At 73.0% G+C, this 20,506-nt stretch carries 16 protein-coding genes and 1 pseudogene; 6 read left to right on the top strand and 11 right to left on the bottom strand.

Annotated features, from left to right (window positions below; genetic code table 11):
• Positions 1–139: 139 nt before the first annotated feature.
• Positions 140–1,417 (top strand): annotated as a pseudogene (locus tag O7625_RS02710) (DUF6350 family protein); the annotation flags it as partial.
• A 462-nt stretch (positions 1,418–1,879) separates the two neighbouring features.
• Here the strand turns inward: O7625_RS02710 and O7625_RS02705 are convergent.
• Entirely contained in the window at positions 1,880–2,470 is a 591-nt protein-coding gene (locus tag O7625_RS02705) for a hypothetical protein (protein WP_282344087.1), read from the bottom strand.
• Positions 2,471–2,496: 26 nt separating this feature from the next.
• On the bottom strand, positions 2,497–2,796 hold the full coding sequence (locus tag O7625_RS02700) for a CD225/dispanin family protein (protein WP_067312412.1): 300 nt from the start codon (positions 2,794–2,796) through the stop codon (positions 2,497–2,499).
• A 183-nt stretch (positions 2,797–2,979) separates the two neighbouring features.
• Between O7625_RS02700 and purN the strand changes: the two genes are divergently transcribed.
• Positions 2,980–3,600, top strand: a complete 621-nt coding sequence (gene purN / locus O7625_RS02695) for a phosphoribosylglycinamide formyltransferase (protein ID WP_067312415.1) — start codon at positions 2,980–2,982, stop codon at positions 3,598–3,600.
• Entirely contained in the window at positions 3,597–5,168 is a 1,572-nt protein-coding gene (gene purH / locus O7625_RS02690) for a bifunctional phosphoribosylaminoimidazolecarboxamide formyltransferase/IMP cyclohydrolase (protein ID WP_282344084.1), read from the top strand. The genes purN and purH overlap by 4 nt, the downstream gene beginning before the upstream one ends.
• A 175-nt stretch (positions 5,169–5,343) precedes the next feature.
• On the opposite strand, the gene O7625_RS02685 is transcribed toward purH, so the two are convergent.
• From O7625_RS02685 to O7625_RS02665, 5 genes are all read right to left on the bottom strand, one after another.
• Positions 5,344–6,381, bottom strand: coding sequence for a dipeptide ABC transporter ATP-binding protein (locus tag O7625_RS02685; protein WP_282344082.1), 1,038 nt, complete (start codon positions 6,379–6,381; stop codon positions 5,344–5,346).
• Positions 6,365–7,402, bottom strand: coding sequence for an ABC transporter ATP-binding protein (locus O7625_RS02680; protein WP_282344080.1), 1,038 nt, complete (start codon positions 7,400–7,402; stop codon positions 6,365–6,367). Before O7625_RS02680 ends, O7625_RS02685 begins: the two co-directional genes overlap by 17 nt.
• A gap of 94 nt (positions 7,403–7,496) precedes the next feature.
• Entirely contained in the window at positions 7,497–8,453 is a 957-nt protein-coding gene (locus O7625_RS02675) for an ABC transporter permease (RefSeq protein ID WP_067314932.1), read from the bottom strand.
• Positions 8,454–8,471: 18 nt separating this feature from the next.
• Positions 8,472–9,410 (bottom strand): ABC transporter permease, encoded by a 939-nt coding sequence (locus tag O7625_RS02670; RefSeq protein ID WP_282344057.1) that lies wholly within the window; start codon positions 9,408–9,410, stop codon positions 8,472–8,474.
• A gap of 152 nt (positions 9,411–9,562) precedes the next feature.
• On the bottom strand, positions 9,563–11,167 hold the full coding sequence (locus O7625_RS02665) for an ABC transporter substrate-binding protein (RefSeq protein ID WP_282344055.1): 1,605 nt from the start codon (positions 11,165–11,167) through the stop codon (positions 9,563–9,565).
• 415 nt (positions 11,168–11,582) lie between these two features.
• Between O7625_RS02665 and O7625_RS02660 the strand changes: the two genes are divergently transcribed.
• Entirely contained in the window at positions 11,583–12,443 is an 861-nt protein-coding gene (locus tag O7625_RS02660; protein WP_282344053.1) for a bifunctional methylenetetrahydrofolate dehydrogenase/methenyltetrahydrofolate cyclohydrolase, read from the top strand.
• 272 nt (positions 12,444–12,715) lie between these two features.
• Complete coding sequence (locus O7625_RS02655) at positions 12,716–13,666, top strand: malate dehydrogenase (RefSeq protein ID WP_282344051.1); 951 nt, start codon at positions 12,716–12,718, stop codon at positions 13,664–13,666.
• A 430-nt stretch (positions 13,667–14,096) separates the two neighbouring features.
• Here O7625_RS02655 and O7625_RS02650 read toward each other — a convergent pair whose 3' ends face one another.
• Entirely contained in the window at positions 14,097–14,966 is an 870-nt protein-coding gene (locus O7625_RS02650) for an MBL fold metallo-hydrolase (protein WP_282344049.1), read from the bottom strand.
• A 147-nt stretch (positions 14,967–15,113) separates the two neighbouring features.
• On the opposite strand from O7625_RS02650, the gene O7625_RS02645 reads away from it, so the two are divergent.
• Positions 15,114–16,331 carry an NADP-dependent isocitrate dehydrogenase gene (locus tag O7625_RS02645; RefSeq protein ID WP_282344047.1) on the top strand — a complete coding sequence of 406 codons (1,218 nt, stop codon included), beginning with the start codon at positions 15,114–15,116 and terminating at the stop codon, positions 16,329–16,331.
• A 569-nt stretch (positions 16,332–16,900) separates the two neighbouring features.
• Here O7625_RS02645 and galT read toward each other — a convergent pair.
• From galT to cysC, 3 genes are all read right to left on the bottom strand, one after another.
• On the bottom strand, positions 16,901–17,977 hold the full coding sequence (gene galT, locus O7625_RS02640) for a galactose-1-phosphate uridylyltransferase (protein ID WP_282344045.1): 1,077 nt from the start codon (positions 17,975–17,977) through the stop codon (positions 16,901–16,903).
• Positions 17,974–18,774 carry a DeoR/GlpR family DNA-binding transcription regulator gene (locus O7625_RS02635; RefSeq protein ID WP_282344044.1) on the bottom strand — a complete coding sequence of 267 codons (801 nt, stop codon included), beginning with the start codon at positions 18,772–18,774 and terminating at the stop codon, positions 17,974–17,976. Before O7625_RS02635 ends, galT begins: the two co-directional genes overlap by 4 nt.
• 104 nt (positions 18,775–18,878) lie before the next feature.
• Positions 18,879–20,408: an adenylyl-sulfate kinase gene (gene cysC, locus O7625_RS02630; RefSeq protein ID WP_067312783.1), complete on the bottom strand. Its 1,530-nt coding sequence runs from the start codon at positions 20,406–20,408 to the stop codon at positions 18,879–18,881.
• Positions 20,409–20,506: the final 98 nt, after the last annotated feature.

Below are 20,506 nucleotides of genomic sequence, written 5' to 3'. Positions count from 1 at the left end.
CGGTGCCCCGACTTCGGTCGAGTCCCTGCGCCGAGGCTAGACCGGATCGGCGGCCGGGGGCGGTGGATCACGGAACTCGCCGGCTCCGCGCGGCCCGGACGGGCAGCCGCCACCGGTCCAACGTGCCAGAGTAGACCCGATGTCCCCGACCACCCCTGATCAGCCACGCCGTCCCGCCGGTGTCCGTGCCGGCGGGCGGCCGCCCGGTCGTGCCGGCGGGCCGCCCCGGGCGTCCGCCGCCCGTGCGCCGGAGCGGTCCGGGCGTTCCCGGGCACCGCTGCCGGTCGCCGCCGGGGTGGCCGCCGCCGGAGCCGCCGTCACCTCCTACCTGCCGGTGGCGCTGGTGCTGGGGTCGGCCCAGCTCAGCGAGGACGCCGGCTCGGTGCCGGGTGCGCTGCGCGCCGGGCTGGCCGGCTGGCTGCTCGGCCACGGGGTGCCGTTGCAGACCACCGCCGGCCCGCTCGGTCTCGTCCCGCTGACGCTCGCCGTGTTCGCGTTCTGGCGGCTGTGCCGGGCCGGGGTGCACGCCAGCCGGGCGGTGGGCGCCCGGGGCGGCCGGTCCCCCCGGCAGGCGATCGCCGTCGCGGTCGCCGTCGGCACCGGGTACGCCCTGCTCGGCGTGCTGGCCGCGCTGCTGGTCGACGATGCCGGCCTGCGGGTGTCCCCGGTGCGGGCCGGGTCGACCCTGCTGTTCTTCGGCACGCTGGCGGCCCTGCTCGGGGCGGCGCGCACCACCGGAGTGGCCACCCTGGTCGCGGCCCGTGCGCCCACGGTGCTGCGCGAGGGCGTCCGCACCGGCCTGGTCACGGGTCTGCTACTGCTCGGGGCCGGGGCCGGGGCGGCCGGGTTGGCGGTGGTGAGCGCCGGGGGAGACGCCGCCGACCTGATCGGGGCCTACCGGACCGGGGTCGCCGGCCAGGCCGGGATCACCCTGGTCAGCCTCGCCTACGTGCCGAACGCCGCCGTCTGGTCGACCGCCTACCTGCTCGGTCCCGGGTTCGCCGTCGGCACCGACACGGCGGTACGGCTCAGCGAGGTCTCCGTCGGGTCGTTGCCGGCCGTGCCGCTGCTCGCCGGACTGCCCAGTGGCCCGGTCGACGGGCTCGGGGCGGCGCTGCTGGCGGTGCCAGTACTGGCCGGCATGGCGGCCGGTTGGCTGCTCGGCCGCCGGCTGCTCCGCCCCGACGCCGCGGACGGCCCCACCGCGGGCTGGGCCGCGCTGCTCGTCCCGGCGGCGCTCGCCGGCCCGGTGGCCGGCCTGGTCCTCGGACTGGCCGCGGCGGCCTCCGGTGGCCCGCTCGGTGGCGGCCGGCTGGCCGAGATCGGCCCGGTGCCCTGGCAGGTGGCGGCGGTGGCGGCCGCCGTGGTCACGGTCGGCGCGCTGCTCGGGGCCGCCGCCGCCAAGGCGCTCGACCGCCCGTCGACCGCGCCCCGCCCACCCGCCCGGCCACGGCCGCCTGTCGGCCGCCCCCGGCCACCCCAGGACCGGCCCGACGCGACCGGCGACCGACGCCATCCGCCGGGGGACCGACGCCACCCGACCGGGGACCGACCGGCACGCCCGGTGCCAGACTGAGCGGCCCGCCGGGCGGCTGAGTCGCCGCGCCCGATGTCCGGCCGGGCGGCCGAGTCGCCGCGCCCGTGTCCCGCCGGGGCGGCTGAGTCGCCACGCCCGTGTCCCGCCGGGGCGGCTGAGTCGCCGCGCCCGTGTCCCGCCGGGGGCCGAGTCGCCGTGCCCGGTGCGAGACCCTCGACCGGGCCGATCCGTGCACCGACCCCCCGTGGTCCCGTGGCGCCCGCACCGTGGTCCCGCAGCGCCGGCCGACACGGCGAGGGGCGCCCCGGACGGTGCCGGGACGCCCCTCGATGTCGCGCCCGGTCAGGGCGAGGTGGGCAGCGTGAAGGAGCCGACGATGTTGAGGAGCACCAGCAGGAGGCCCAGCCCGACCGCCACCGCGCCGCAGATCAGACCGGCCTTGGCCTGGCCGCCGTTGCTGGCCAGACCCTGGTTCGCCTTCTGCATGCCCAGCCAGCCGGTGACCGCCGCGCCGATGCCGACCGGAATGCCGAGGAAGGCGCAGCAGACCAGCGGGATCGAGGCGATGCCGAGGATCAACGACACCAGGCCGAGGGTGTTCTGCTGCCCCTGGGGCGCCGGGTAGCCGGCCCCCGGGTACGAGGCCGCGCCGTACGGTTGCGGCCCGTACGGGTCCTTTCCGACGGGCTGGCCGTACGGGTCGGGTTGGCCGTACGGCTGGCCCGACGTGGGCTGGGGGCCGTACGGGTCGTGCGGCTGCTGCCCGTACGGCGCCGGCGGCTGCTGACCGTATGGAGCCGGCGGCTGCTGACCGTACGGCGCCTGTGGCGCGGCGTACGGGTCCTGCGGCTGGCCCGGGGCAGGCTGCTGCCCGTACGGGTCGTGCGGGGGTTGCTGGCCGTACGGGTCCTGGCCGGGGTTTCCGGGCTGCATGGCGGGTGCTCCTCAGTCGTGGTCCGTCAGTAGCTGCTCGTGCTGGTGCTGCCGTCGATTGCGCCCATCACACCACCGAAGATGCAGCAGAGCAGCACGATGACGAGCCAGACCCCACCGATGATGAAGGCCAGCTTCGACCACTTCTTGGATTCCCGGGCGGCGGCCTCGGCGCCCGCGTAGTCGCCCTGCTGGAGGGCCGGGTTGACCTTCGAGGCGTTGATGATGGCGGGGATGGCCAGCGGCCAGAAGAAGAAGATGGCCACGATCGACGCGGTCATGTTGTTGTTGATCGGCTGCTGCGGGTTGGGGTAGCCGGGCTGCATCGTGGTGCTCCTCGTTAACGTCGGTACGGCGTCCGTACCTGATCATTGGTAAGAGTGCGGCGGCCGGACGTGGCCCGGCCACCGGGCGACCGGCAGCGTATCGTGCCGGAGCGACATGCGTGATCACCCGAAACGTCGCTGCCCGCCAGATGGGCGTCCCGACCTGCCCGCTAGGGTGGCCCGGTGACCGAGCCCGCGTCCGTCGCCCGCCTCGTCGTCCTCGTCTCCGGCTCCGGCAGCAACCTCCAGGCGCTGCTGGACGCCGCCGCCGACCCCGCCTACGGTGCCCGGGTGGTGGCCGTCGGCGCCGACCGGGACGGCATCGCCGGCCTGGACCGGGCCGCCGCGGCCGGGGTGCCGACCTTCGTCGAGCGGGTGAAGGACCACCCGACCCGCGCGGACTGGGACGGCGCCCTCACCGCCCGGGTCGCCGCGCACCGGCCCGACCTGGTCATCTCCGCCGGCTTCCTCAAGCTGGTCGGGCCGGAGTTCCTGGCGGCCTTCGGCGACCGCTACCTGAACACGCACAACACCCTGTTGCCGGCGTTCCCCGGCATCCACGGTCCCCGGGACGCGCTGGCCTACGGCGTCAAGATCACCGGGGCCACCCTCTTCTTCGTCGACGCCGGGATGGACACCGGCCCGATCGTCGCGCAGGTCGCCGTGCCGGTCCGCGACGACGACGACGAGGAGACGCTCACCGAGCGCATCAAGGAAGCCGAGCGCCGCCAGCTCGTCGAGCAGGTCGGTCGGCTGGTTCGTGCAGGTTGGACGATCACCGGAAGAAAGGTCACCGTTCCGTGAGTGCCCCGCAGGACTCCCGTCGCCCGATCAGGCGGGCGCTGGTCAGCGTCTACGACAAGAGTGGTCTGGTCGAGCTGGCCCGTGCGCTGCACGAGGCCGGGGTGGAGATCGTCTCGACCGGCTCCACCGCGTCGACGATCTCCGGCGCGGGCGTGCCGGTGACCCCGGTCGAGCAGGTGACCGGCTTCCCCGAGATCCTCGACGGCCGGGTCAAGACCCTGCACCCCAGGATCCACGGCGGGCTCCTGGCCGACCTGCGCAAGGAGTCGCACGCCGCGCAGCTCGACGAGCACGGCATCGCCGGGATCGACGTCCTGGTCTCCAACCTCTACCCGTTCCAGGCCACCGTCGCCTCCGGCGCGTCCCCGGACGAGTGCGTCGAGCAGATCGACATCGGCGGGCCGGCGATGGTCCGGGCCGCCGCCAAGAACCACGCATCGGTCGCCGTGGTGACCGACCCGGCCGCGTACCCGGCGCTGGTCGCCGCGCTGGCCGAGGGCGGTTTCACGCTGGCCCAGCGCCGGGCGCTGGCGGCCCGCGCGTTCGCCGACATCGCCGAGTACGACGTGGCGGTCGCCGACTGGTTCGCCACCACCCTGGCCCCGGCCGCCGAGGGCTGGCCGGACTTCGCCGGGCTGGCCCTGCGTCGGCAGGCGACGCTGCGCTACGGCGAGAACCCGCACCAGGGCGCCGCCGTCTACGCCGACCCGGCCAGCCCGGCCGGGCTGGCCCAGGCCGAGCAGCTGCACGGCAAGGAGATGTCCTACAACAACTACGTCGACGCGGACGCCGCCTGGCGGGCCGCGAACGACTTCCCCGACCAGCCGGCGGTGGCGATCATCAAGCACGCCAACCCGTGCGGCATCGCCGTCGGCGCGGACGTGGCCGAGGCGCACCGCAGGGCGCACGCCTGCGACCCGGTCTCCGCCTTCGGCGGCGTGATCGCCGTCAACCGGCCGGTCTCGGTGGAGCTGGCCGGGCAGGTCGCGGAGATCTTCACCGAGGTGCTGGTGGCACCGGAGTTCGAGCCCGGCGCGGTGGAGATCCTCCAGGGCAAGAAGAACATCCGGCTGCTGCGCGCCCCGGCCTTCGCGCCGCTGCCGGCCGAGTGGCGGCAGGTCACCGGCGGCGTCCTGGTGCAGCAGCGGGACCAGCTCGACGCCGCGGGCGACGACCCGGCCAACTGGAAGCTCGCCACCGGCGAGGCGGCCGACGAGGCGACCCTGCGGGACCTGGCCCTGGCCTGGCGGGCGGTCCGCGCGGTCAAGAGCAACGCGATCCTGCTGGCGAAGGACGGCGCCTCGGTCGGGGTCGGGATGGGTCAGGTCAACCGGGTCGACTCGGCCCGGCTGGCGGTCAGCCGGGCCGGTGCGGAGCGCGCCCGGGGCTCCGTCGCCGCCTCCGACGCCTTCTTCCCGTTCGCCGACGGCGCGCAGATCCTGATCGACGCCGGGGTGAAGGCGATCGTCCAGCCCGGCGGCTCGATCCGCGACGAGGACACCGTCGCCGCCTGCCAGCAGGCCGGCGTCACCATGTACCTGACCGGCACCCGGCACTTCTTCCACTGATCCACCCCGGTCGGGCGGGCCGCCAGAGCCCGACCCGGCGCACCGCCCGCGTGACCACCTGCGGCCGAGCGGCACCCCTGGTGTGCCCGGCCGCAGGTGTGTCCGCCGGCGGTGAACCGACGCCCCGGTCACCGCCCGGGCCGGCCCAGGCGTGTCCGCCCGCGGCGACCGTCGGTCAGCCCCCGTCCGGCGGCTCGCGCAGCGCGGCGAAGTGGCAGGCGCTGGGGTGCGGGTCGGCGGGGCGGGGGACGGTCGGCGGGTCCTCGCGGGCGCAGATCTCCTCGGCCTTCCAGCAGCGGGTGCGGAAGTGGCAGCCCGACGGCGGGTCGGCCGGGCTGGGCACGTCGCCGGTCAGCCGGATGATGCCGGTGGCGTCGCGCGCGTCCGGGTCGGGCACCGGCACCGCCGACAGCAGCGCCTGGGTGTACGGGTGGGTGGCCCGTTCGTAGACCTCCTCCTCGGTGCCGGTCTCGACGATCCGGCCCAGGTACATCACCGCCACCCGGTCGCAGATGTGCCGGACCACCGACAGGTCGTGCGCGATGAAGATGTAGGAGAGCCCGAACTCGTCCTGGAGCTGCTCCAAGAGGTTGATCACCTGGGCCTGGATCGAGACGTCCAGGGCGGAGACCGGCTCGTCGCAGACGATCACCTCGGGGCGCAGCGCGAGCGCGCGGGCGATGCCGATGCGCTGCCGCTGGCCGCCGGAGAACTGGTGCGGGTACCGGTTGACGTGTTCGGGGTTGAGCCCGACCACGTCCAGCAGCTCCTGGACCCGGCCGCGCTTGCTGCCCTTCGGGGCGGCGTCCGGGTGGATGTCGAACGGCTCCCCGATGATGTCGCCCACCGTCATCCGCGGGTTCAGCGACGTGTACGGGTCCTGCATCACCATCTGCATGTTGCGCCGCAGCCGGCGCAGCTCGCCCCCGGAGGCGGAGAGCAGGTCCCGGCCCTCCAGGGTGGCCCGGCCGGAGGTCGGCGTCTCCAGCCGCATCAGCACCCGGGCGAGGGTCGACTTGCCGCACCCGGACTCGCCGACGATGCCGAGCGTCTCGCCCCGACGCAGCGTGAAGCTGACCCCGTCGACGGCCCGGACCGCGCCGACCTGCCGGGGGAAGAGCACGCCCCGGGTGATGGGGAAGTGCTTGACCAGGTCGTCGACGGCGAGGATGGTCTCCCCCCGGACCTTGGCGGGGCTAGCGTGCCCGGTCATCGTGCACCTCCTGGGCGAAGTGGCACGCGCTGGTCCGGCCGTCGGCGAGCACCAGGTCGTCCGGCACCACGTCCACGCAGACCTGCCGGGCGTACGGGCAGCGCGGGTGGAACGGGCAGCCGGTGGGGATCCGCATCAGGTTCGGTGGCAGTCCCCGGATGGTGGCCAGTTCCCGGCCGCGCACGTCCAGCCGGGGGATCGAGGCCAGCAGCCCCTTGGTGTACGGGTGGGCGGGCGCCCGGTACAGCGCGCGGACGTCGGCGTGCTCGACGATCCGGCCGGCGTACATGACGGCGATCCGGTCCGCCACGCCGGCCACCACGCCCAGGTCGTGGGTGATCAGGATCATCGCCATGTCGAGGTCGCGCCGCAGGTCGGCCAGCAGGTCCATGATCTGGGCCTGCACGGTGACGTCGAGGGCGGTGGTCGGCTCGTCGGCGATCAGCACCTTCGGGTCCAGCGCCAGCGCCATGGCGATCATGACCCGTTGCCGCATGCCGCCGGAGAACTGGTGCGGGTGGTCGCCGAGCCGGCCGGCCGCCCCGGGGATCCGCACCAGGTCCATCAGCTCGACGGTCCGCCGTCGGGCGTCGGCGCGGGACATCCCGTCCCGGTGCCGCAGCGTCTCGCCGATCTGCCAGCCGACCGGGAAGACCGGGTTCAACGCCGACAGGGCGTCCTGGAAGATGATCGCGATCTCCTTGCCGCGCACCTGCCGGCGCTGTTCCTCGGGCAGGGTGAGCAGGTCGCGGCCCCGGTAGCGGATCTGACCGGAACGGATCACCGCCGGCGGGGTGTCCAGGATGCCCATGATCGCCTGGGCGGTGACCGACTTTCCGGAGCCGGACTCGCCGAGCACGGCCAGCGTCTCGCCCGGATCCAGGTGGTAGGAGACCCCGTTGATCACCCTGGCCACCCCCTCACCGGTGCGGAACTCGACGTGCAGGTTTCGTACCTCCAGCAGGTGACCGCCGGGCGGGGTGGGGGAGGCCGGCGTGGGCCGGGCCGCGGATTCGGTCACCGGAGCCGCCTCTCAGCCGCGACCGCGGGACACGCCGTGCCCGGCCGGGGCGCGCGGGGGACTCGTCCTCCGCCCAGGGTGGTGGTCATGGCGCTCACCGGAGCTTCGGGTCGAAGGCGTCACGGATGGCGTCGCCCAGCATGATGAAGGCCAGCACGGTCAGCGCGAGGAAGGCGGACGGGACGACCAGCGGAACGGCCGACTCGCGCATGTGCACCCGGCCGGCGTCGATCTCGATGCCCCAGGAGATGGTGGGGGCCTTCAGGCCGATGCCGAGGAAGCTCAGGGTCGCCTCGGCGGCGATGAACGACCCGAGCGCGATGGTCAGCACCACGATCGCCGGGGCGAGCGCGTTGGGCAGGATGTGCCGCCACATGATCCGCCCGTGGCCCGCGCCGAGCATCCGGGCGGCGGCCACGTAGTCCTGCTCCTTGGCGGTGATCACCGAGGAGCGGACCACCCGGGCGGCGGTGGTCCAGCCGAGCACCGCCAACACGAAGATCACCGCGAACAGCCGGACCGTGTCGCTGCCGGTGCTGACCCGCTTGAGCAGCACGATCGCGGCGAGCAGCAGCGGGATGCCGAGCACGATGTCGATCACCCGGGAGAGCACCGCGTCGACCCAGCGGCCGAAGTACCCGGCCAGCATCCCGACCACCAGCGCGATGATCCCGGTGAGCAGCGCGGAGAGCGCGCCGACCAGCAGCGAGGCGCGGGCCCCGTAGACGGCGCGGGCGTACGTGTCGCAGCCCTGGAAGTCGTACCCGAAGACGGCCCCGCCGGACGCGGCGGCGTGCTGGCGGGAGAGCACGCAGTCGCGCGGGTCGTTCGCGGTGAACAGCGACGGCACGGCGGCCATCGCGGCGACCAGCACGACCAGCACCAGACTGATCCAGAAGACCGGCTTGCGGCGCAGGTCGCGCCAGGCGTCCCCGGCCAGGCTGCGGGGCTTCTGGGGTACGCCCACCCGGTCGGGGGTGCCGGGCTCGCCGGAGACCCCCCGTCGGGCGGACTGGTCCTCCGTCGCCGCCACCGTCTCGAAGTCGCTCATGCCGGCACCCCGTCGCGTTCACTCATAGCGGATCCTCGGGTCGAGGACGGCGTACAGCACGTCGACCACCAGGTTGGCGACCAGGTAGACCACGACGAGGACGCTGACGATGCCCACCACCAGCGGGCCGTCCTCGGTGCGGATGCCTCGGAACAGGTTGAAGCCCACCCCCGGGATGTTGAACACGCCCTCGGTGATGATCGCGCCGCTCATCAGGTTGCCCAGTTCGACGCCGAGGAAGGTGATCACGGGGATGAGCGAGTTGCGCAGCACGTGCACCCCGATGATCCGGCGCCGGGCCAGGCCCTTGGACCGGGCGGTGCGGACGTAGTCGGCGCGCAGGTTCTCGGCGACCGAGGTGCGGGTCAGCCGCAGCGCGGTGGCCAGCGACAGCGAGCCGAGCACGATGCCGGGCAGCAGCAGGGCGTACAGGTCGGGGTCGGCCCCGGCAGTGGGTGGGAAGACCGCCCACCGGACGCCGAGCAGGTACTGCGCGAGCGGGGCCAGCACGATGGTGGGGATGCCCAGCACCAGCAGGGTGAGCACCAGCGTGGCGTTGTCGAAGACGCCGGTCCGGCGGATGCCGGCGAGCACCCCGGCGGTGACCCCGAACAGGATCGTCACCGCCATCGCGATCACGGCGAGCTTGACGGTGACCGGCCAGGCGGCGGCGAGGACGTCCCCGATCGACCGGCCGGTCAGCGACTGCCCGAGGTCACCCTGGAGCAGGTTCTTGAGGTAGTCGAGGTAGCGGTAGAAGAAGCCGCCGACGCCGGTCCGGTCGAGGTGGAACTTCTCCGTCAGGTACGCCCGCTGGGCCGGGGTGACCGGCCGTTCGCCGGCCAGCGCCTGGATCGGGTCGCCCTGGCCGGCGAACATCAGGGCGTACACGATCAGCGTGGTCCCGAAGAAGGCGAGGACCATCTGGAGCAGACGCCGCAGAACGAAGCGGAACATACTGTGCAGTCTTGCCCAAAAGTAGCGGAGACGGAGGCGGGTCGGGCCACCGTCCACCGATGACCCGACCCGTCGCCCCCGCCGACGGCTCCGTTGCCGCCGACGCGCCCGGACGTGCCGACGGCCCGCTCGCCGCCGACGTCCTCACGGACTTAGCTGACCGCCTCGATCTTCAGCAGGTCGACCCGGTCGAAGAGGTCCATCTGGACGTTCTTCACCTTGGTCGAGTGGCCGAAGTTGTTCTGGCCGTAGCGCAGCGGGATCACCGGCATGTCCTTGGCCAGCAGGTCCTCGGCCGCCTGGTACTTGGCGATCGCGGCCTCCTCGTTCGGCGCCTTGGCACCCTCGGCGAGGAGCTTGTCGAACTCGGGGTTGCTGTAGCCGTAGTAGTTCGACGAGCCGTTGGTGCTGTACAGCGGGCCGAGGTAGTTCTCCATCGACGGGTAGTCCATCACCCAGCCCATCCGGAACAGGCCCACCGGCTGCTTCGCCTTGACCTTGGTCAGCAGGTCGGCGAACTTGGGCTCGGCGGTGCCGACGCACTCCACGCCCAGGTTGGCCTTGAGCTGGTTGCAGGTCGCGTCGATCCAGTCCTTGTGCCCGCCGTCGCCGTTGTACGACAGCTCGATCTTCTTCGGGCCGCCGGCCGCCTCGTATGCCGCCTTCGCCTTGGCCGGGTCGAACTCGCCGGCCGCGCCGATGGTGTTCTCCCGGTAGCCCGCGACCACCGGCGAGACGAACGAGCGGGCCGGCTGCTGCGAGTCCTTGAAGATCGACTTGGTGATCTCGTCCCGGTCGATCGCCATCGAGATCGCCTTGCGCACCTCGGGCTTGCTGAACTCCTTCTGGAAGGTCGGGAAGGCCAGCACCTGCAACGACGAGGCGGGGCTCTGCCGGAACCGGTCACCCAGGTCGGTGCCGGCGGTGGACAGGTTCTCGGTCGGGATCGTCTTGATCACGTCGAGGTTGTCCGACAGCACGTCCGCGTACGCCGCGGTGAGCTGCTGGTAGATCCGGAACTCGACCCCGCCCACCTTCGGCCGCTCGCCGGGGAAGGCGTCGTAGCGCTCCACCTCGACCTTGGCGTCGTGCTGCCAGGAGCCCTTCATCCGGAACGGGCCCTGCCCGATCGGGGCCTGCTCGTAGCCCTCCCGCAGCACGCCCGGCCCGGAGAAGGCGGCCTTGGGCAGCGGGTAGAAGGCGGTGTAGCCGAGCATCGTCTTGAACTCGCTGTACGGCTCGGTCAGCGTGACGGTGAAGGTGAGGTCGTCGACCTTCTTCAGCCCGGACAACCGCTCGGCCTGCGGCTTCTCGCCCTGGAGGTCGGCGTACCCGGCGATCTTCTCGAAGAAGTAGCTGGAGTTCTGCCCGTTCGGGGCGTACGCGCCGTAGTTCCAGGCGTCGAGGTAGTTGTCGGCGGTGACCTTCTCGCCGTTGTGGAAGGTGTAGCCGTCCTTGAGCTTCACCGTCCAGACCTTGTTGTCCGACGAGGTGACCGACTCGGCGGCCACCTCGTACGGCTTGTTGGCCTCGTCGTAGTCGACCAGCGGGCTGAACAGGGCGGCGAGCACCTGGGAGCCGCTGGTCTCGTTGGTGTTGGTCGGCACCAGGTGCTGCGGCTCGGCGATCTCGATCCGCACGGCCGCGTCGGGGTCGGACTGGCCGGAACCACTGCCGCCGCCCGAGCCGCAGGCCGCCAGGCCCAGGGTCACCGCGAGCGGGAGGGCGGTCCAGGCAGCGAGCCTGCGTACACGCATGGGGGTCTCCTCATCTCATCACGAAGCGCAGCCGGACCCGACGCTGGGTCACTCTGAGCAACGTTCGGCAACGGTAGGTCAGGGTCGGTCCATCGACAACGCGCGGGTTGCGAACGCGTAACGGATCGCGCCCGTGCCACTTGTCGCCGGCGCTCTCCGGTGGTAGTGACTTCGGCCTTATCTACTGCTCATGGCGGGTGTGCCGGGGGTTCTCCGTGGGGTGGTGTGGTCGGAAGGGTGCTGCCGTCCGGTAGGGGCACCGGTCGTCCGGTTCGTGCCCGATGGGGTGCCACCCTCCGGGGCGGGGGGTGACCCGCTCCACAATCTGTTACTCAGAGTGACCAATGGCACGTCACGGAAAGTCACGGTTCCCCGTCGACGGTCCGCCGTCCGCGCGCCATGAGACGATCAGGTCGTGACGGCGATCATCCTGGACGGCAAGGCGACCGCAGCCCAGATCAAGGACGAGCTGCGGGTACGGGTCAAGGCGTTGGCGGAGCGAGGTGTCACCCCCGGCCTGGGCACCGTCCTGGTCGGGGCGGACCCCGGCTCGGAGGCGTACGTCAACGGCAAGCACCGCGACTGCGCCGAGGTGGGCATCGCCTCGATCCGCCGGGAGCTGCCCGCCGACGCCACCCAGCAGCAGCTGGACGACGTGCTCGCCGAGCTGAACGCCGACCCGGGCTGCCACGGCTACATCGTCCAGCTGCCGCTGCCGGCGCACCTGGACACCCAGCGTGCCCTGGAGCTGATCGACCCCGAGAAGGACGCCGACGGCCTGCACCCGGTCAACCTGGGCCGGCTGGTGCTCGGCTACGACGGCCCGCTGCCCTGCACCCCACGCGGCATCGTCGAGCTGCTCCGCCGGTACGACGTGCCGCTGCGCGGCGCCAACGTCGCCCTGGTCGGCCGGGGCAACACCGTCGGCCGACCGCTCGGCCTGCTGCTCAACCGGCGCAGCGAGAACGCCACCGTCACCCTCTGCCACACCGGCACCCTGGACCTCGCCGCGCACACCCGCGCCGCCGACATCGTCGTCGTCGCCGCCGGGGTACCCGGCCTGCTCACCGCCGATATGGTCACCCCGGGCACCACCGTGGTGGACGTCGGCATCACCCGGGTGATCGGCGACGACGGCAAGGGCCGCTACACCGGCGACGTGGACCCGGAGGTGGCCCAGGTCGCCGGTCGGCTGGCGCCGATGCCGGGCGGCGTCGGGCCGATGACCCGGGCCATGCTGCTCACCAACGTCGTCGAACGCGCCGAGCGGGGCTGAGTCGACCGGTCAGGCCCGGCCCCCCCCGCGCAGGGCGGAGCGCGACGCGGCGGGGCCGGTCCGTCCGAGCCGGCCTGCGTCGGCGGGTCACCCTGGCAGACCCCGCTGCTCGGCGGTGTCCACGGTGGTGCGGTCCGGCCGTTGCGCCCCGGGGAACCGTGCGGTGGTGACGTTGGCCCCATCCCGGGGATGCTCGCCGCCCCTGGCCTGAACAGTGCCAGGTTGACTGTTACGGTCTGGAAAACCGACTGGTAGCAGGGAGTGGGACGACCATGGGTAAGAAGGTCACTGTCGTCGGGGCCGGCTTCTACGGCTCCACCACCGCACAGCGCCTGGCCGAGTACGACGTCTTCGACACCGTCGTCATCACCGACATCGTGGAGGGCAAGCCGGCGGGCCTCGCGCTGGACCTCAACCAGTCCCGCGCCATCGAGGGCTTCGAGACCAAGATCGTCGGCGTCACCACCGGCCCCAACGGCGAGGGCTACGAGGCCATCGAAGGCTCGGACGTCGTGGTGATCACCGCCGGTCTGCCCCGCAAGCCGGGCATGAGCCGGATGGACCTGCTGGGGACCAACGCCAAGATCGTGCGGCAGGTCGCCGAGAACGTCGCCAAGTACGCCCCGAACGCCGTCGTCATCGTGGTGTCCAACCCGCTCGACGAGATGACCGCGCTGGCCCAGCTCGCCACCCAGTTCCCCAAGAACCGGGTGCTCGGCCAGGCCGGCATGCTCGACACCGCCCGGTTCACCAACTTCGTCGCCGAGGCCCTGGACGTGCCGGTGAGGTCGGTGACGACGCTCACCCTCGGCTCGCACGGTGACACGATGGTGCCGGTGCCGTCCAAGAGCACGGTCGACGGCAAGCCGCTGCGTGAGGCCATGCCGGCCGCGCAGATCGAGGAACTGGTCGTCAAGACCCGCAACGGCGGCGCCGAGGTCGTCGCGCTGCTCAAGACCGGCTCGGCGTACTTCGCCCCGTCGGCCGCCGCCGCCCGGATGGCGAGGGCGGTCGCCGAGGACTCCGGTGCGGTCATGCCGGTCTGCGCCTGGGTGGACGGCGAGTTCGGCATCTCCGGGGTCTACCTGGGTGTCGAGGCCGAGATCGGCGCGGAGGGCGTCAAGCGGGTTGTCGAGACCGAGCTGGACGCCGACGAGCTGGCCAGCCTCAAGGAGGCCGCCGAGGCCGTCCGCGCCAAGCAGGCCGACGTAGCCAACATGTGATCCGCTGAACCATCCGCCGCAGGGGCGGGACGGCTCCCGCCGTCCCGCCCCTGCGGCGTCCCCGCCCGCCCCGCCCGTCCCTGCACCCCACCCCGCCCGTCCCCGCATCCCGCCCGCCCTTCGCCCACCTCACCCGGCCCCGCCCCGCCGTCCGCCCCGGTGATCAAGAGCTTTCGGTCAAGAGACCGCCCTGACGCGACCAAAACCTCTTGATCACCGCCGGAACCGGGGCGCTGACGGCGGTGATCAAGAGGTTCAGGTCAGGAGATCGGCCTGGCGTGACCTGAACTTCTTGATCACCCGGGGCGGGTGCGATCAGCGGGGCCGGTGCGATCACCCGGGCGAGGCGCGGTCACCCGGGCGGACGTTTTGATCACCGGGGCGGGGCGCGATCAGTGGGGCGAGGCGCTTCGGGGCGGGGCGGCGCTGATCAGCGTTGGGGGCGGCGTGGGGGCGGGCGGGGAGAGCGAGGGGGTGGACGACGGGGGAGTGGAGAGCGGGTGGGGGGTGAAGGGGTGGGTGAGGTGGGGGTGGCCAGGAGGGTGGGGGTGCCGGCGAGCTGGTCGAGCAGGGTGGTGCGCGAGTGGCGGGCGGTCGCCGGGTCCGCCTCGTGGGCGTACGCCAGGTCCGGGTCGACCAGCTGCACCACGTGCACCAGCAGGTCGCCGGTGAACAGCACCCGCTCGTCGCCGGTGTCGACCAGCACGGACTGGTGGCCCGGGGTGTGCCCGGGGGTGGGCAGCAGCCGTATCCCGGGGGTGAGGGCGGTGTCGCCGTCGACCAGGCGGAGCTGGCCGGCGGCGCGTAACGGGGCGATCAGCCCGGCCGGCAGCCCGGGGTTGATGCTCTCCACGGCGGCCAGCTCGGCCCGCTGGAGCAGGTAGACGGCGTTGCGGAAGTAGGGGCGGCCCGGGGTGCCGGTGACCGCCCAGCCGATGTGGTCGCTGTGCAGGTGGGTGAGGATCACGGTATGCACGTCCGCCGGGTCGATGCCGGCGGCGGCCAGTTCGGCCGGCAGCCGGCCGGGGACCGGTGCCCAGCTCGCGGCGGGGGAGCCGGCCGGTCCGATACCGGCGTCGACCAGGGTGACCGGCCCGTCCCCGACGCGCAGCGCGAAGGCGCGGAACGGCAGCCACCACCCGCCGTCGGCGGTGACCGAGCCGGGTTCGCGCCGGTCCGCCTCGTGCCAGTGTGCGGTGGTCGCCCCGGGGAATGCCTCTGCCCGGGGCTGGAAGAATGGTCCCTCACCGTCGGTGAGGGCGGTGACCGTGATAGACCCGAGGATGCGGCTCAGCGGCATCCGGTGATGGTGCCAGGGTCCGCCGTGGCCCGGGCGGTGATTTCGGCCGTCCGGGGCTGCCGGGTCGAGGCCGGCTCGGTGTCGCGAACCGGTTTCCAGTACGCTCGTACTGCTAGAGCACGTGTCCCCCGAGAGGAGCGCCGGCCGATGGCGAAGATCAAGGTAAACAACCCGGTCGTGGAGCTCGACGGCGACGAGATGACCCGGATCATCTGGAAGCAGATCCGGGAGCAGTTGATCCTGCCCTACCTCGACGTCGACCTGCACTACTACGACCTGTCGATCCAGCACCGGGACGCCACCGACGACCAGGTGACCATCGACGCCGCGAACGCCATCTCCGAGCACGGCGTCGGCGTCAAGTGCGCGACCATCACCCCGGACGAGGCCCGGGTGGAGGAGTTCGGCCTCAAGAAGATGTGGCGGTCGCCGAACGGCACCATCCGCAACATCCTCGGCGGCGTCGTCTTCCGCGAGCCGATCATCATGTCCAACGTGCCGCGGCTGGTCCCCGGCTGGACCAAGCCGATCATCATCGGCCGGCACGCCCACGGTGACCAGTACAAGGCCACCGACTTCGTGGTCCCCGGGCCGGGCACCGTCACCATCAGCTACACCCCGGCCGACGGTGGCGCCCCGATGGAGCTGGAGGTCGCCAACTTCCCGGGCGGCGGCATCGCCATGGGCATGTACAACTACGACGAGTCGATCCGGGACTTCGCCCGCGCCTCGTTCCGGTACGGCCTGGACCGGGGCTACCCGGTCTACCTGTCCACCAAGAACACCATCCTCAAGGCGTACGACGGCCGGTTCAAGGACCTCTTCGCCGAGGTGTTCGAGACCGAGTTCGCCAGTGAGTTCGCCGCCGCCGGCATCACCTACGAGCACCGGCTCATCGACGACATGGTCGCCGCCGCGCTCAAGTGGGAGGGCGGCTACGTCTGGGCCTGCAAGAACTACGACGGCGACGTGCAGTCCGACACCGTCGCGCAGGGCTTCGGCTCGCTCGGCCTGATGACCTCCGTGCTGCTCTCCCCGGACGGCCGTACCGTCGAGGCGGAGGCCGCGCACGGCACGGTCACCCGGCACTACCGGCAGTACCAGAAGGGCGAGAAGACCTCGACCAACCCGATCGCGTCGATCTACGCCTGGACCCGGGGCCTGGCCCACCGGGGCAAGCTGGACGGCACCCCGGCGGTCACCGAGTTCGCCGACACCCTGGAGCAGGTCATCGTCGACACCGTCGAGAGCGGCAAGATGACCAAGGACCTCGCGCTGCTCATCTCGCGGGACGCCCCGTGGCAGACCACCGACGAGTTCATGAACACCCTCGACGAGAACCTGGCGCGCAAGCTCGGCGCCTGACCCTCGCCCGCATCCACGGAACCCGCCGGCAGTCCGCCGGCGGGTTCCGTCGTACCACCCCCGGGGTCCGGGCGTCCCTGCCAAGGTTCCGCGCGGCCCCTGCCAAGAATTCCGTGCGGCCCGTGCGAGGGCTTCGTGCGGCCCGTGCGGGAGCCGGGCGATCGGGGTGGGCCGGTGGCGGCCGTTGCCCCGATCGGGTGAGTGCGGGTCGCGCTCGTCACGGAGGGCGGCGACAGGTCGTTGAACGGGGTGGACGTGGTGCCAGTCGCGTCCAGGAGAGGTCGCCCCCGGTCGCCGTGGCACGACCACCGGCCGGCCGGCCCTTCCCGGCTGCTCGCCCAGCCAGCCGTCCCTTCCCCGCGGGGGGCCCGTACCGGGCCCCCCGCGCCGCGTTCCCGGTCCGTACCGGCGCGCAGGGCCACCCCCGAGGGGGTCCGGGTCAGCCGGGCGGTGAGGGTTCGCCCCGGCGGGTCGACCGGGTCGACCGGCGCGCGGGATTCGTGGGTCGACCGGCGCGCGGAGGGGTGCTGGTCAGCCGGCGTACGGGGCGGCCCCGGAGGGCGCAGGGGTCAGCCGGCGCGCAGGAGTTCGGCGGCCCGCTCGGGGGCGATGTCGTTGATGAACACACCCATCCCCGACTCGGAGCCGGCCAGGTACTTGAGCTTGTCCCTGGCCCGGCGCACGGTGAACAACTGCAGGTGCAGGTGGCCCAGTTCCCGGTCGATCCGTACCGGTGCCTGGTGCCAGGCCGAGATGTACGGCATCGGCAGGTCGAACAGCCCGTCGAAGCGGCGCAGCACGTCCAGGTAGAGCGGGCCGAAGGCGTCCCGTTCGGCGTCGTCGAGCGCCGGGATGTCCGGCACCGGCCGGTGCGGTGCGACGTGCACCTCGAACGGCCAGCGGGCCGCCGCCGGGACGAACGCCGTCCAGTGGTCGTTGGCCGCGACCACCCGGTCGCCGGTGGCCCGTTCGGCGGCGAGCACGTCGGCGTAGAGGTTGCCCCCGCCGGTACGGTCAGCGTGCCGGCGTGCCGCCGCCAGCAGTGACCGGGTGCGTGGCGTGACGAACGGGTACGCGTAGATCTGGCCGTGCGGGTGGTGCAGGGTGACCCCGATCTCCACCCCCCGGTTCTCGAAGCAGAACACCTGTTCCACGCCGGGCAGCGCGCCGACGGCCTCGGTCCGGTCGGCCAGCGCGTCCAGGACCAGCCGGACCCGGCGGGGGGAGAGGCTGGCGAAGGAGGCCTGGTGGTCGTCGGTGAAGCAGACCACCTCGCAGCGGCCCTGACCGGGGCGGACCGGGGTGAACGGGGTGATCTCGGCCGGTTCGTCGGCGATCCGTTGGCTGAGCGAGGGGAACCGGTTCTCGAAGACCGCCACGTCGTAGTCGGGCGCGGGGATCTCGCTCTGCCGGTCGCCCCGGGACGGGCACAGCGGGCACTGGTCGGCCGGGGGGAGGAAGGTCCTGGTCTGCCGGTGTACCGCCACCGCGACCCACTCGTCGGTGAGCGGGTCGTACCGGAGCTGGGAGGCCGGTGGGGGCGGGGGGAGTTCCCGCTGGTCCGGTTGGTCCCGGACGGCGTCGTCCCGCTCGTCGAAGTAGATCAGCTCGCGGCCGTCGGCCAGCTCGATCGCCGTACGCTTCACCGCGTCGTCTCCTGCCCGGCCGCCCGGCCCGTGCCTGTCACGATCACCAACTCGCCCACCTTCTCGTCGATCACCTGGCGCGCTTGCGGGGCCAGCCGGTCGTCGCTGACCAGCATGTCGGCGGCGCCCAGGCCGACGATGGAGGAGATGCCCACGGTGCCCCACTTGGTGTGGTCGGCGAGGACGACCAGCCGGTCGGCGGCCTCCACCAGGGCCCGGTCGGTCTCCGCCTCCATCAGGTTGGGGGTGGTGAAGCCGGCCCGCTCGGTGATCCCGTGCACGCCGAGGAAGAGCAGGTCCAGGTGGAGCGAGCGGATGGCCTCGACGGCCAGCGGCCCGACGAGCGCGTCGGACGGGGTGCGTACCCCGCCGGTCAGCACCACGGTCTGGTCGGGGCGGCCGGCGGTGTGCAGGATCTCGGCCACCGGCAGCGAGTTGGTCACCACGGTCAGCCCCGGCACGTCGACCAGGCGGCGGGCCAGCTCGGCGGTGGTGGTGCCGGCGGAGAGGGCGATCGCGGCACCCGGGCGGACCAGGCCGGCGGCGTGGCCGGCGATGGCGGCCTTCTCGGCGGACTGCCGGACGGACTTGGCGTGGAAGCCCGGCTCGTCGGTCGAGCCGGTGGCGGTGGCGCCGCCGTGCACCTTGGCCAGCAGCCCCTGCTCGTGCAGGGTGTCCAGGTCACGCCGGATGGTCATGTCGGAGACACCGAACTCGGCGGCCAGCTCGGTGACCCGTACGCCACCGGCGGCCCGGACCCGGTCGAGGATGGTGGCCTGCCGCTGCCGCGCCAGCATCCGCCGCACCTCCCCGGTCCCCGCACCTGCACGCGCTCGAACGTGTTCCAACAAGATTGAACACTAGCGCGCAGCAGGCAACGGTGGAAGTGGAACCCCCGGGATCAGGCGGACGGCAGGCGCGGCTCCACCCAGCCGGTCTCGGTGAGGTGGTTCAGCACCGCCTGCACCGCCTCCTCGATGCTCTGGTCGGTGGTGTCGACCACCAGGTCGGCATCGGTCGGGGCCTCGTACGGGTCGTCGATCCCGGTCATCCCGGTGAGCAGGCCGGCGCGGGCGCGGGCGTACAGGCCCTTGCGGTCGCGCTGCTCGCAGACCTCCAGCGGGGTGGCCACGTGCACCAGCAGGAAGCCCGCCCCGGCGGACCGGGCCATCTCCCGGACGGCGGCCCGCGCCTGGGCGTACGGGGCGATCGGGCAGCAGATGCCCACCCCCCGGTGCCGGGCGATCTCGGCCGCCACCCAGCCGATCCGCCGGACGTTGGCGTCCCGGTCGGCCCGGCTGAAGGTCAACCCGGCCGACAGCTCCCGGCGCACCACGTCGCCGTCGAGCAGGGTGATCGTCCGCTCGCCCTGCTCGCGGAGCAGGTCGGCCAGGCCCCGGGCGATGGTCGACTTGCCGGAACCGGAGAGCCCGGTCAGGAAGACCACCAGCCCCCGGTGCCGGCGCGGCGGGCGGGCCCGGGCGAGTTCCTTGGCCACCGCCGGCGGCGTGTGCCACTCGGGTAGCGGGAACCCCCGGTCGAGCAGGTCGTCGATCTCCGCCTCGCTGAGCGCCAGCTTGCGGTTGCGCGGCGGGATGTCGTCCCGCCAGCGCCACTGGCCGTCCCGGCTGTCGTAGGCCAGCTCGCGGGGGACCAGCACCCGCAGCCCGGCCCCGGAGAGCATGCCGCCGGTGGACAGCAGGTGGGTGACCCCGTAGGCGGCGGAGATCCGGGCCCGCAGCAGGGCGTCGCTGATCTCGTCGGTACGGCGGGGCAGCGGCACCGCGACCAGGGTCGCCGGGGGCATCCGGTCCCGGGCGGCGAAGACGCTGCGGACCAGCGCCTCGGTGGGCAGCCCGCCCGCGCCGTCCTCACCGACCGGGATCATCACCAGCAGGTGTGCGCCGAGGGTACGGGCCGCGTGGGCGATCTGGGCGAGCTGCGGCCGGTGCAGCGGTCGGTCGGCGATCACCCCGAGCACCCGGCCCGGGGGCAGCAGCGGGCGTACCTCCTCCGGGCCGCGTCGGAGCCGCTGGAACGGGCCGTGCCCGCCGTCACCGAGCCGGCGGACCGGGCCACCCAATCCGGCCACGCCGTCGCGGACGGGCCAGACGTCGGTCACCTCCAGCGCGGCCACCGGGGCACCCTCGCCGTCGGTGAGCACCAGCGTCCGGCGGCCCGGATCGGCCGGGTCCAGCCCGTCGGCGACCGGGGTGGGCACCTGGAGGGTCACCGGCACCGGCCAGGACGTGCCGTCGTCCAACCGGCCACGCCGCTGCAACGACACCAGGTCGGCGCGGGTCATGAAGCCGGCCAGCGGGGTGTACGCCCCACTCAGCAGCAACTCCAGATCGGCCAGCTCACCGGGGCGTGGCGCGTACGCGGGAGCATCCCGTAGCACGTCCTCGGGCAGCACTGAACCGTTGCTCATCCGTACCCCTCACTCGCCGGCCGGCTCACAGTTTCTCAGCCGGCCGGCGATCGGTCGAGAGCGCCACTCCACCTCCCGGCCCGGAAGTGGATCAACGG

Source organism: Micromonospora sp. WMMD714 (assembly GCF_029581315.1).
In the GTDB taxonomy this organism is placed as follows: Bacteria; Actinomycetota; Actinomycetes; order Mycobacteriales; family Micromonosporaceae; genus Micromonospora; species Micromonospora rifamycinica.
This window is presented reverse-complemented; position numbering and strand designations above follow the sequence as displayed.

What these genes read in the sequence shown, in the direction of transcription:
- O7625_RS02705 (WP_282344087.1), bottom strand. Translation starts at nt 2,470, where the DNA reads ATGCAGCCCGGAAACCCCGGCCAGGACCCGTACGGCCAGCAACCCCCG.
- O7625_RS02700 (WP_067312412.1), bottom strand. Translation starts at nt 2,796, where the DNA reads ATGCAGCCCGGCTACCCCAACCCGCAGCAGCCGATCAACAACAACATG.
- O7625_RS02685 (WP_282344082.1), bottom strand. Translation starts at nt 6,381, where the DNA reads ATGACCGGGCACGCTAGCCCCGCCAAGGTCCGGGGGGAGACCATCCTC.
- O7625_RS02675 (WP_067314932.1), bottom strand. Translation starts at nt 8,453, where the DNA reads ATGAGCGACTTCGAGACGGTGGCGGCGACGGAGGACCAGTCCGCCCGA.
- O7625_RS02670 (WP_282344057.1), bottom strand. Translation starts at nt 9,410, where the DNA reads ATGTTCCGCTTCGTTCTGCGGCGTCTGCTCCAGATGGTCCTCGCCTTC.
- O7625_RS02665 (WP_282344055.1), bottom strand. Translation starts at nt 11,167, where the DNA reads ATGCGTGTACGCAGGCTCGCTGCCTGGACCGCCCTCCCGCTCGCGGTG.
- O7625_RS02655 (WP_282344051.1), top strand. Translation starts at nt 12,716, where the DNA reads ATGGGTAAGAAGGTCACTGTCGTCGGGGCCGGCTTCTACGGCTCCACC.
- O7625_RS02650 (WP_282344049.1), bottom strand. Translation starts at nt 14,966, where the DNA reads ATGCCGCTGAGCCGCATCCTCGGGTCTATCACGGTCACCGCCCTCACC.
- O7625_RS02645 (WP_282344047.1), top strand. Translation starts at nt 15,114, where the DNA reads ATGGCGAAGATCAAGGTAAACAACCCGGTCGTGGAGCTCGACGGCGAC.
- O7625_RS02635 (WP_282344044.1), bottom strand. Translation starts at nt 18,774, where the DNA reads ATGCTGGCGCGGCAGCGGCAGGCCACCATCCTCGACCGGGTCCGGGCC.
- cysC (WP_067312783.1), bottom strand. Translation starts at nt 20,408, where the DNA reads ATGAGCAACGGTTCAGTGCTGCCCGAGGACGTGCTACGGGATGCTCCC.